Raw genomic sequence first — 11,047 nt, forward strand, 5'->3', positions numbered from 1 at the left:
GGCGGGTCCCCCCAGCCGCCTTCGCAGAAGCGGGCCCGTCGCGCACTCCCCCTGCGCGACGGGCCCGCTCGTGTCCGCCCCCGGTGCACCGCACCGGGGGCGTCCGCCTGCTACCGGTCCACGAGCGACAGGATGCGGTCGGCCGCCCGGTGGTGACCGCCCGCGGCGGCGCAGTGCTCGCTCATCCGCTGGACCCGCTCAGCCATCGCCGGGTCGGTGGCGACCGCCAGCACCAGGTCGCGCACGGCCTCGGGGGTGACCTCCGCGCGCGGCAGCCGCTTGCCCAGCCCCAGCTCCACCACCCGCTCGGCGTTGACCTCCTGCTCGCCGTGCTGGGGCACCACGACCATCGGGGTCGCGCACGACAGCGCCTCCATGATGCTGCCCATGCCGCCGGGGCAGACGAAGGCGCGGGCGTGGCGCAGGACGGCGGGGTGCGGCAGCCAGCGGTGGGCGCGCACGTTGGGCGGCAACGGGTCCAGCTCGGCCGGGTCGGTGCCGCTGCCCAGGGTGAGCACCAGGTTCCAGGGCAGGTCGGCGAAGGCGGCGGCGCAGGAGCGGAAGAAGTCCGGCTGGTCGTTGAACGCCGAGGTGCCCAGCGACACCAGCAGCACCGGGTTGCCGTCGGCGGGCGGCTCCCACGCGCCCGCGAGCCTGCGCGGGCCCAGGCACGGGCCGACGAAGGTGTGCCGGTCGTCGAAGGTGGCGCCCGCGAACTGGAACTCGCGCGGCACGAAGACGAGCTTGTGGTCCTCGGCGTCGCTGAGCAGCGCGCCCAGGTCGCCGGTCAGCCCCGCCGAGGCCAGCACCGCGCTCAGCTCACCCGCCGCGTCGGCCGCCGGGGCCGCGCTGTCGGTGGCGGGCGCCGGGGGCACGTGCGCGGCGACCCGCTCGGGCAGCGAGAAGTGCTCGTTGGAGGCCAGGCACGGGCTCAGCTGCACGGTGGGGGCGGGGTGGTCGTGGGCCAGGACGCGGCCGCCGAGCCACATCACCGAGTCGAAGGCGAGCACGTCCGGCGGGTCCTCGGCGAGCCTGGCGCGGACCGGGGCCAGCGGCTCAAGGAACCCGGTGAGCCCCGCCAGCGCCTCAGCCACCGCGTGCGAGCCGCCCGCGACCTCGTCGTAGGCGACGGTGCTCGCCCCGGCGTCGTGCAGCGGCCCGGTGAAAGCGGCACCGGTGGCCGCGGTGACCCGCGCGCCCCTGGCGACCAGCTCACCGATGACGTCCAGCACGGGCGTGACGTGGCCGTAGCCGGGGATCGTGCACAGCACGACGTGCGGTGCCTCGCTTCGCGATGCCATGCCCCGAGCACACACGATGAGCTTGTGAGGGATTTGCTAGTCCTTGCGGGCGCGGCTGCCGCACCCGCCCGGGCGGCACCGACGATGCCAGGGTGCCCACTCCCGCTGGCCGCCCCCGCCACGTCGCCTTCCTGCCCTACCCGTCCGCGGGGCACGTGACGCCGACGCTCGGGGTGGCGCGCGAGCTCATCCGCCGGGGCCACCGGGTCACCTACGCGGTGACGCCCGCGGTCGCGGCGAGCGCGGCCGCCACCGGCGCCGCGGTGGTCGAGTACGACACCGCGCTGATGTCGACGGTGAAGCCGCCCGCGCGGTGGGCCGACGACGAGGTGAGCCGGGCGTTCCTGCAGTACGTCTCGGAGATGGTCGGCACCACCGCGGCCATCGAGCGCCAGCTCGACGACGACCGGCCCGACGTGATCGCCTACGACACGACGGTGTGGGCCCCCGGTCGGGTGCTCGGCCGCAAGTGGGGCGTGCCGACCTGCCAGCTGCTGCCGGTGTTCGCCTCCAACTCGGCGTACTCGCTGATGCGCGCGCAGGTCGAGCACGCCGGGCACCCGGAGCTGGCCGAGGACCACCCGGCCGTGGTGGCGTTCAAGGACCTGCTCGCCCGGTTCCTGGTGGACAACGGCATCGACCCCGCCGAGGGGCGGGCGCTGACGCTGGGGGAGGGCGAGCGGAGCCTGGTCTTCCTGCCCCGGTCGCTGCAACCCGCAGGCGACACCTTCGGCGCCGAGCACGCCTTCGTCGGCCCGTGCGCGGAACCCGCCGCCCCCGGTGGGTGGGCCCCGCCGGGGGACGGGCGCCCGGTGGTGTTCGTGTCGCTGGGCACGGTCGTCAACGACCAGCCCGAGTTCTTCCGCACCTGCGCCGAGGCGCTGGGCGGCATGCCGTGGCACGTCGTGCTCGCCGTGGGCGACGCGCTCGACGAGCGGGCCGCCGCGGCGATGCCCGACAACGTCGAGGTGCACCGGTGGGTGCCCTACGGCGAGGTGCTGGCGCACGCGGACGCGTTCGTGTCCCAGGCGGGCATGGGCAGCATCATGGCCGCGGGCTCGACGGCGACCCCGCTGGTCGTCGTGCCCTACCAGCCCGAGCAGCGCATCAACGCCGCCCGCCTGGTCGAGCTGGGGCTGGCCCGCCGGGTCGACCCGGACGGGCTGACCGCCGAGCAGCTGCGCGCGGCGGTCGCGTCCGTGCTCGACGACCCGGGTGTGGCTGCCCGGATGCGCGGGCTGCGCGCGGACATCGAGGCGGCGGGGGGCGCGGCCCGGGCGGCCGACTTCCTGGTGCCCGGCGAACTCGACGAGGCCGTCCCGTTGCCGCGCACGCGCGCGTGCCCGTTCGACCCGCCCACCGGCTACCGCGAGCTGGCAGGCGGCGGCATCCGCAGGCTGTCCTTTCCCCTCGGCGGCGAGGGGTGGCTGGTGACCAGCCACGCCAACGCCAAGGCGGTGCTCTCGGACGCCCGGTTCAGCCACCGCAGCGAGCTGCTGGCCTCCCCGCTGCCCCCGCCCTTCGAGCTGCCGCCCGGCGACCACCGGCCCCCGGCGGCCGAACCCGGCGCCTTCAACAAGATGGACCCGCCGCGGCACACCGCCTACCGGCGCGCCATCGGCCACCTGTTCAGCCCGCGCGCCGCCGCCGACCTGCGCCCGGCCATCGAGGCCACCGCCGCCGACCTGCTCGACGCGATGGCCGCCCAGGGCCCGCCCGCCGACCTGGTGCGCGACTTCGCCCGGCCGCTGCCCGCCGCGGTGGTCTTCGACCTGCTCGGGGTGCCCGCCGACCTCCGCGCGCCGCTCCAGGACAACCTGGACACGATCATGCGGCTGACGATGACCCTCGACGAGCTGATCGGGTCGGTCACCGTCGTCGGTGAGCTGCTCGACGAGCTGGTCGCCAGCGGTCGGGCGGGCGGGGCGCTGGCGCGGTTGGCCGCGCGCGGTGACCTCGACCTCCAAGAGCAGCGCAACATCGCGTGGGCGCTGCTGGGCGGGGGCACCGACACCACCTCCAACATGATCGCCCTGGGCACCGTCGCGCTGCTGGTGGACCCGGCGCGCCGCGACCTGCTGCTGGCCAAGCCGGAACTGCTCGACGGCGCGGTGGAGGAGCTGCTGCGGCATCTGACGATCTCGCAGTTCGGCGCCAGCCGGTGCGCCACCGAGGACGTCGAGGTCGGCGGGGTGCTGGTGCGCGCGGGGGAGACGGTGGTGGTCGCGCTGCCCGCGGCCAACCGCGACGCCGCCAAGTTCCCCGAGCCCGACCGGCTGGACCTGACCCGCGACGCCCGCGGGCACCTGGCGTTCGGGCACGGGGTGCACAAGTGCGTCGGGCAGTACCTGGCGCGCGAGACGCTGCGGGTGGCCTACCCGGCGCTGCTCGGCCGGTTCCCCGGCCTGCGCCTGGCGGTGCCCGCCCACGAGCTGCGGATGCGCGACGACATGGACCACTACGGCGTGCACGAGGTGCCCGTCACATGGTGATCGAGGGGACGTGACCGCCGTGCGGGAGAGCGGGTCGCTGGTGGTGGCGGCGCTGCGCGCCGGGCGCGGGTCGACGCTGTGGCTGGTGGCGCTCAGCGTCGTCAACGCCGCGGTGGTGATCGCGGTGCCCGCGCTGCTGGGCACCGCGGTGAACCTGGCGCTGACCAGGGGGCCGGGCGACGGCCTGGTGCTGGTGGTGATCGGGTTGCTGCTGGTCGGGCTGGCGGCGGAGAGCCTGGTCGAGGTCGCGGACTTCTCCGCGCGCACCCGCGCCCTGCGGTACCTGCGGCTGGGGCTGCTCACCCACGTGTTCACCCTCGGGTTCCGGGGGCAGCGCCGGTTCAACCAGGGCGACCTGGTCAACCGGCTCACCGACGCCACCCACCAGACCGCCCAGGCCGCCAACGTCGTCACCCGCATCGGCGTGCCGCTGCTGACCTCGCTGGGCGGGATCGTGGCCCTGTTCGCGATCGACTGGCCCCTCGGGGTGGCGTTCCTGCTGATCGGGCCGCTGCTGGTGGTCGTCACGCTGCGCCACCTCAAGCGGATCACCGCGCTGAGCATCGAGGCCGCGGTGGAGCAGGCGGGGGTGGCGACCCGGCTGTCCGACGCGATCCGGGGGCTGCGCACGATCCGCGCGAGCGGCACCGCCGAGCAGGAGGTGGCGCGCGTCCTGGCGCCCGCCCGGTCGCTGCGGTCGCTGTCGCTGCGGATCTGGCTCAAGCAGCGGCAGGTCACCTGGGAGACCTCGGTGCTGGCCCCGCTGCTCCAGGTCGTCGTGCTGGGCGTGGCGGGCTGGGGCGTGGTGGCGGGCCGGATCAGCGTCGGGGAGGTGCTGGCCGCCTCGTCCTACCTCGCCTACGCCATGGGGATCTTCCAGCAGGCGGGCAGCGCCAGGGAGATCGGGCAGATCCGCGCCGCCGCCGCGCGCCTGCGCGCCGTGGCCGACGAGCCCGGCCTGCCCGGCGGGGACGAGCCGCTGCCCGCCGGGCGCGGGGCGCTGAGCTTCCGCGGTGTCGGGTCCGACGTGGGCGAGCGGCAGGTGCTGCGGGACATCACCTTCGACGTCCCCGCCGGTGCCACGGTGGCGCTGGTCGGGGAGTCCGGGGTCGGCAAGACGACCCTGACCGCGCTGGCCGGGGGGCTGCTCGCGCCGGACCGGGGCGTGGTGACCTTCGACGGGGTGCCCACCACCGAGCTGCGCCCCGAGGAGCTGCGCCGGGCGGTCGTCTACGCCTTCGAGCGGCCGAACCTGCTGGGCACGACGATCGCCGACGCCCTGCGCTACGGCGACGACACCGTCCCCGACGCCCGCCTCGACGCCGCGCTGCTGTCCACCAGCGCGGAGGACTTCGTCGCCAGGCTGCCCCAGCGCACGGGCACCCCGCTGGACGGGCTGCGCCTGTCCGGCGGCGAGGTGCAGCGGCTCGGGCTGGCCCGCGCGGCGTGCCGGTCGGCGCGGCTGATCGTCATGGACGACGCGCTGTCCAGCGTGGACACCGCCACCGAGGCGGCGATCAGCGCCGCGCTGCACGAGGCGTCGCGGGGCTCGACCCGGCTGCTCATCGCCCACCGCACCTCCACCGCCGCGCGCGCGGACGTGGTGGTGTGGCTGCACGGCGGCACCGTGGCGGGCATCGGCACGCACCGCGAGCTGCGCGCCGACCCCCGGTACCGGGCGGTGTTCGCGCTGGCCGAGGAACCCGAGCTGGACACCGCCGAGACGGGGAGCTGATCCGGTGACCACGATCACCGCCTTGCGGCCGGGCACCGGGTGGCGCCTGCTCGGCGAGACCGCCCGGCGCCATCGGCGCGACCTGCTGCGGCTGCTCGGCTGGTCGGTGCTGGAGGCGGGGCCGACCCTGGTGTCCGGCGCGCTGGTGGCCGCGGCGCTGGACCGGGGGTTCCTGGCGGGCGACTTCGCCACCGGCGCGCTGCTGCTGTGCTGCTACGCCGGGGTGGTGGTGCTGGGCGGGTTCGGCGCCCGCCAGGCGGTGCAACCGCTGGCCGAGGTCGTCGAGTCGCTGCGCTTCGACCTGGTCAGCCGCACCGTGCGGGCCACCCTGCTGCGCGGGGTCGTGCCCGGTGAGCGGGTGGACGGGCGCAGCGTGGAGGGGGCGACCAAGCACACCGAGGTGCTGCGGATGCTGATCTCCCAGCTGCTCACCGTGCTGCGCACCTCGGTGTTCTCGTTGGTGTTCGTCATCGCGGGCCTGTTCTGGCTGGCGCCCGCGGTCGCCTGGGTGTCGGTGGGCAGCACCGCGCTGGTCGTGCTCGTGCTGGCCTCGACCGCCCGGGGCTGGCAGCGGCGCGTCCGCGACGGGCTGCTGGCCGAGGAGAAGCTGTCCGCCACCGCGAGCACCACCCTGCTCGGCCTGCGCGACGTGGTGGCGGTGGGGGCGGCCGAGCGGGCCACCCGCGACCTCGCCGTGGACGTCGACGCCCACGCCGACGCGGTGAACCGGATCGGGCGCGTGGTCGCGGGCCGGGTGGCGGTGCTGGCCCTGGGCGGGCGGCTGCCGCTGGCGGTGCTGCTGCTCACCGCGCCGCAGGCGGTGTCCTCGGGCGTGCTCACCCCCGGCGAGCTGCTGGGCGCGGCCACCTACCTGATCGGCAGCCTCGACCCGGTGCTGCGCGCGCTCGTGCGCGTCGTCGGCGACATCGGGTTGCAGATCGGCGTGCTGCTGGCCAGGGTGCAGGAGTACGCGCGCCTGCCCGCCGACCCGGAGCCGCAGGCCACGGGCTCGGGCGCGACCGGGGAGGTGGCGCTGCGCGGGGTCGACTTCGCCTACGGCCCGGCCTCGGAGAAGATCCTCGACGGGGTGGACCTCACCATCCGCCCGGGGGAGCGGCTGGTGGTCGTCGGCCCCAGCGGGGCGGGCAAGTCCACCCTGGCCAACCTCATCGCGGGCCTCGACACCCCGCAGCGCGGGGAGGTCACCCTCGGGGGCGTGCCGGTGACCGGGCTCGACCGCCGGTGGCCGCGCCGCTCGGTGACCCTGCTGCCGCAGGAGGCGTACGTGTTCTCCGGCTCGGTGCGGGAGAACCTGGCCTACCTCAACCCCGACGCCACCGACGCCGAGCTGGAGCTGGCCTGCGCGGCGGTGGGCGCCGACGAGCTGGTCGCCTCCCGCGGCGGGCTCGACGGCCGGATCGACTCGCCCGGCGAGCTGTCCGAGGGCCAGAAGCAGCTGGTGACCCTCGTGCGCGCGTACGCATCCCCGGCCGAGGTGGTCGTCCTCGACGAGGCGACCTGCCACCTGCACCCCGAGCGCGAGCGCCGCGCCGAGGACGCCTTCGCCGCCACCGGCCGCACCCTCGTCGTCATCGCCCACCGGATCAGCTCGGCCATGCGCGCCGACCGCGTGGTGCTCCTGCACGGGGGCGCCGTGGACGTCGGCACCCACCTGGAGCTGCGCACCAGCTCCCCGCTCTACGCCGACCTGGTCGGCTACTGGAACGAGGCCTGATGAGCACCCCCGGACACGTCCTGGTCAACCCGCTGCCCGCGCACGGGCACGTCACCCCCACCCTCGCCGTGGTGGCCGAGCTGGTCCGCCGCGGCCACCGGGTCACCTTCGCCACCACCGCCGAGTTCGCGGACGCGGTGCTGGCGACCGGGGCCGAGCCGCTGGTGTACGACTCGGCGCTGGCGGGCAAGGCGCAGCCGGAGCGGTTCACCGCCGACTACGTCGCCCGCGAGCCGCTGCGCTGCATCGAGGAGGGCATCGCCACCGCCCGCGTGTTCGAGCGCGCCCTGGCCGAGCCCCCGGACCTCTACGTCTACGACGTGAGCACGTTCCCCGCCGGGCGCGCGCTGGCGCAGAAGCAGGGCCGCCCGGCCATCCAGCTGTTCCCGGTGTTCGCCTCCAACGAGGTGTTCTCCTTCGGGCAGGCGCAGGCCGCCGAGCTCGACGAGCCCATCTCCGCCGAGCACCCGGCGATCGTGGAGTTCCTGGCCGAGGTGGGCGGGTTCGTCGCCGAGCACGGGCTCACCGCGGGCACCATGGAGTTCCTGACCCCCTGCGACGAGACCAACCTGGTGTTCCTGCCGGAGGAGTTCCAGCTCAACGCCTGGGACTTCGACGACCGGCACACCTTCGTCGGCCCGTGCCTGCCGCGCGAGCGGGCCGACGGCTGGGCCCCGCCCGCCGACGGGACCCCGGTGGTGCTGATCTCGCTGGGCACCACCTTCAACCGCAACCCCGACTTCTTCCGCCGCTGCGCGCGCGCCTTCGCCGGGCTGCCCTGGCACGTGGTGCTGACGCTGGGGTCGCGGGTGCGGGTGGCCGAGCTGGGCGAGCTGCCGCCCAACGTCGAGGCCCACCAGTGGCTCCCGCACGCGGCGGTGCTGCGCCACGCGTCGGTGTTCGCCTGCCACGCCGGGATGGGCACGATGATGGAGGCGCTGTCGTTCGGCGTGCCGCTGGTGCTGGTGCCACCGGACGTGACCGAGCACAAGCTCAACGCCCGCCGCGCGGCGGCGCTGGGCCTGGGGCACCTGGTGTCCTCGGTGGACAGCTCCGCCGAGGAGGTCCGCGACGCGGTGCTGGCCGCCGCGGGCGACGCGCGGGTGCGCGAGCGCGTGGACTGGATGCGCGGGGCGCTGGAGCGGGCCGGTGGCGCGACGCGCGCGGCCGACGTCGTCGAGGCCACCCTGGCCAGGAGCCGCGCGGCCACGCCCCTGTGACGCGGCCGCGCGGGTCCGGCTACGCGGTGGGCGCGGTCTGCATGGCCTCCACGGCCCGCGCGCGGATGACCTCCGCCGCGCGGGCCGGGCCACCCGCCCGCCTGCCCGCCTCGCGCACCACGGCCATCCGGTCGTCCAACCCCTCGGTGGCGCGCAACCGGTCGACGGCCTGGCGGATCAGCTCCGGGGTCACCGTCGCCTCCTCCAGCACCAGGCCCAGGCCCAGCTCCTCGACCCGGCGGGCGTTGGCGATCTGCTCGGGCTGGTGCGGCACCAGCACCATCGGCGTGCCGTGGTGCACCGACTCCATGACCCCGGAGATGCCGCCCTGGCACAGGTACGCCGAGGCGTGCCGCAGCACCGCGCCGATCGGGATCCACGGGTGCACCTCGACGTTGGGCGGCAGCTCGCCCAGCTCGTCGGGGTCCACCTGGGTGCCCAGGGCGATGACGACGTGCCACGGGGAACCGGCGAACGCGTTGGCGCAGTCGGTGAAGAACTCCGGCGGGTAGTAGGTGGAGGTGCCCATGGAGATCAGCACCACCGGACCGCTGCCCTCCGGCGGGGCCCACCCCTCGGTCGGCTCGGTGACGCTCGGGCCGACGAAGTGGTGGTCGGGGCCGAACGTCTCCCCGGCGATCTGGAACAGCTTGGGCATGAACACCACGCTGTCCTCCCCGACCCCCGCCAGCGCGGCGCCCGCCTCGTCGCCGGAGAGGCCGTGGCCGTGCAGGAACCGCACCAGCTGCTCGTTGTAGCGCACCACCGCGGGGTGCGGCGGGTCGGCCGGGTCGGGCGCCGGGGCCAGCTTGGCGAACTCGGCGTCGATGGAGAAGTGCTCGTTGGAGGCGAAGATCGGCAGCACCCGAACGTTCGGCCTGCGCCACTTCGCCGCCAGCACCCGCCCCGGCACGGTGAGCGCGATGTCGTGCACCAGCACGTCCGGCAGCAGCTCGGCGCACGCCTCGTCGATCACCGGCGCCACCCCGAGCACCTGGTCGAGCAGCACCGAGATGGCCTCCGCGAGGTTGGCGTAGGAGGTGTAGTCGGGCAGCCGGGCGTCCAGCGGCGTCCGGTAGGGCACCGTCTCAGCGCCGAGGCCGCGCAGCCGCTCCGCCAGCTCCGGGGGCGCCGTGGCGGTGACCCGGCAGCCCGCGCGCACCAGCTCCCGCACCACGGGCAGCATCGGCAGCAGGTGCCCCCACGCGGGGTAGATCGCGCAGAGGACGTGGGGCGGGCGGCTCATGGGTTCTCCTCGCTGGGATCGGGCTGGACTGGCCCCCGGCCCCGACCGGGGGTGGGGCTCACACCGCGGCGGCGCGGGTGGCGTGGGCGGTGATCAGCTCGGCGGCGCGCTCGGCGCCGCCGCCAGCGCGCACGTGCCCGCGCATCGCCAGCACCCCGGCGCGCACGCCGGGGTCGGCGGCCACGGCGTCGACGGCGTCGCGCACCTGCTCACCGGTGACCCGGTGCCGGTCGAGCAGGGCGCCCAGGCCCAGCTCCGCGATCCGGTCGGCGTTGGCGCGCTGCTCGGGGTGGTGGGCGGCGACGACCATCGGCACGCCGTGGTGCAGCGACTCCTGCACGCTGCCCATCCCGCCCTGGCAGACGAACACCGACGCGTGGCGGAGCACCGAACCGTGCGGGATCCAGTCGTGCGCCTCCACGTTGGGCGGCAGCGGGCCCAGGTCGGCGGGGGAGACCCGGCCACCCAGGGACAGCACCACGTGCCAGCCGGTGCCGGTGAACGCGCGCACGCAGTCCGCGAAGAACCCGGGCTGCTCGTTGACGGTGGTGCCCAGCGAGATCAGCACCACCGGGCGCCCGTCCGCCGGGGGCGCCCAGCCGCCCTCCTCGGGGGACAGGCAGGGGCCGACGAAGACGTGGTCGCCGCCGAAGGTGTCGCCGTGCACCTGGAACTCGCGGGGGATCGTCACCACGTTCAGCTCGCCCGCGCCGCCGTAGACCGAGGCGGGCACCCCGTGGTCGGCGGCGTGCTCGGCCAACCGCTCCCCGAACCGCACCAGCGCCGGGTGCGCGGGGTCGAGCGGGGTCGACAGCTCGGCCAGCTTCTCCGTCACCGAGAAGTGCTCGTTGGAGGCGAAGGTCGGCACGACCTGCACGGCGGGCCGCCCCCAGCGCGCGGCCTGCACCCGGCTGGGCGCCCACAGGGTCGTGTCGAACACCACCGCGTCCGGCGGCCGGGGGCACGACGCCGCCAGGACGGGGGCGATGGCGAGGATCTGCTCCAGGTACAGCAGGGTGCGCTCGGCCAGTTCGTCCGGGGGCAGGTGGTCCGGGGGCGCCGCGGTGGACAGGTCCGTGGTGTACAGGACGGGGTCGGCACCCGCGGCGCGCACCCGGTCGGCCATGGCGGCACCGGTCGTGGCGGTCACGCGGGCACCCCGGTCGACCAAGCGGTCGATGATCGGGACCATCGGCAGCGTGTGTCCGAACGCGGGGTAGAGCACGAACAACAGGTGTGGTCCCGGGCGCACACCCACAGTCAAACCAGACCACCTTGGGGAAACTGCTAGATACATTCCTCCCGCCACCCGCCCCCT

At 75.6% G+C, this 11,047-nt stretch carries 7 protein-coding genes; 4 read left to right on the forward strand and 3 right to left on the reverse strand.

Going from position 1 to position 11,047, the window contains the following annotated elements:
- Nucleotides 1-110: 110 nt before the first annotated feature.
- Nucleotides 111-1,301: a macrolide family glycosyltransferase gene (locus BJP25_RS10755; RefSeq protein WP_075974667.1), complete on the reverse strand. Its 1,191-nt coding sequence runs from the start codon at nt 1,299-1,301 to the stop codon at nt 111-113.
- 92 nt (nt 1,302-1,393) lie between these two features.
- Between BJP25_RS10755 and BJP25_RS35335 the strand changes: the two genes are divergently transcribed.
- The 4 genes from BJP25_RS35335 to BJP25_RS10780 are packed head-to-tail and all read left to right on the forward strand — an operon-like array spanning nt 1,394 to nt 8,483.
- Nucleotides 1,394-3,793, forward strand: a complete 2,400-nt coding sequence (locus BJP25_RS35335; RefSeq protein WP_084793865.1) for a macrolide family glycosyltransferase — start codon at nt 1,394-1,396, stop codon at nt 3,791-3,793.
- A 10-nt stretch (nt 3,794-3,803) separates the two neighbouring features.
- The gene (locus BJP25_RS10770) at nt 3,804-5,528 is read left to right on the forward strand and encodes an ABC transporter ATP-binding protein (RefSeq protein ID WP_075974668.1); all 1,725 of its coding nucleotides are present in this window, start codon (nt 3,804-3,806) and stop codon (nt 5,526-5,528) included.
- Nucleotides 5,529-5,532: 4 nt separating this feature from the next.
- Nucleotides 5,533-7,263: an ABC transporter ATP-binding protein gene (locus tag BJP25_RS10775; RefSeq protein WP_084793866.1), complete on the forward strand. Its 1,731-nt coding sequence runs from the start codon at nt 5,533-5,535 to the stop codon at nt 7,261-7,263.
- Nucleotides 7,263-8,483 (forward strand): macrolide family glycosyltransferase, encoded by a 1,221-nt coding sequence (locus BJP25_RS10780; RefSeq protein ID WP_075974669.1) that lies wholly within the window; start codon nt 7,263-7,265, stop codon nt 8,481-8,483. Before BJP25_RS10775 ends, BJP25_RS10780 begins: the two co-directional genes overlap by 1 nt.
- A 19-nt stretch (nt 8,484-8,502) precedes the next feature.
- Here BJP25_RS10780 and BJP25_RS10785 read toward each other — a convergent pair whose 3' ends face one another.
- Nucleotides 8,503-9,729, reverse strand: coding sequence for a macrolide family glycosyltransferase (locus BJP25_RS10785; protein WP_075974670.1), 1,227 nt, complete (start codon nt 9,727-9,729; stop codon nt 8,503-8,505).
- Between the two features lie 58 nt (nt 9,730-9,787).
- Complete coding sequence (locus BJP25_RS10790; RefSeq protein ID WP_075974671.1) at nt 9,788-11,026, reverse strand: macrolide family glycosyltransferase; 1,239 nt, start codon at nt 11,024-11,026, stop codon at nt 9,788-9,790.
- Between the last annotated feature and the right edge of the window lie 21 nt (nt 11,027-11,047).

The sequence above is a fragment of the Actinokineospora bangkokensis genome, from assembly GCF_001940455.1.
Classification (GTDB): domain Bacteria; phylum Actinomycetota; class Actinomycetes; order Mycobacteriales; family Pseudonocardiaceae; genus Actinokineospora; species Actinokineospora bangkokensis.

What these genes read in the sequence shown, in the direction of transcription:
- BJP25_RS10790 (WP_075974671.1), bottom strand. Translation starts at nt 11,026, where the DNA reads ATGTATCTAGCAGTTTCCCCAAGGTGGTCTGGTTTGACTGTGGGTGTG.
- BJP25_RS10755 (WP_075974667.1), bottom strand. Translation starts at nt 1,301, where the DNA reads ATGGCATCGCGAAGCGAGGCACCGCACGTCGTGCTGTGCACGATCCCC.
- BJP25_RS10785 (WP_075974670.1), bottom strand. Translation starts at nt 9,729, where the DNA reads ATGAGCCGCCCGCCCCACGTCCTCTGCGCGATCTACCCCGCGTGGGGG.
- BJP25_RS10780 (WP_075974669.1), top strand. Translation starts at nt 7,263, where the DNA reads ATGAGCACCCCCGGACACGTCCTGGTCAACCCGCTGCCCGCGCACGGG.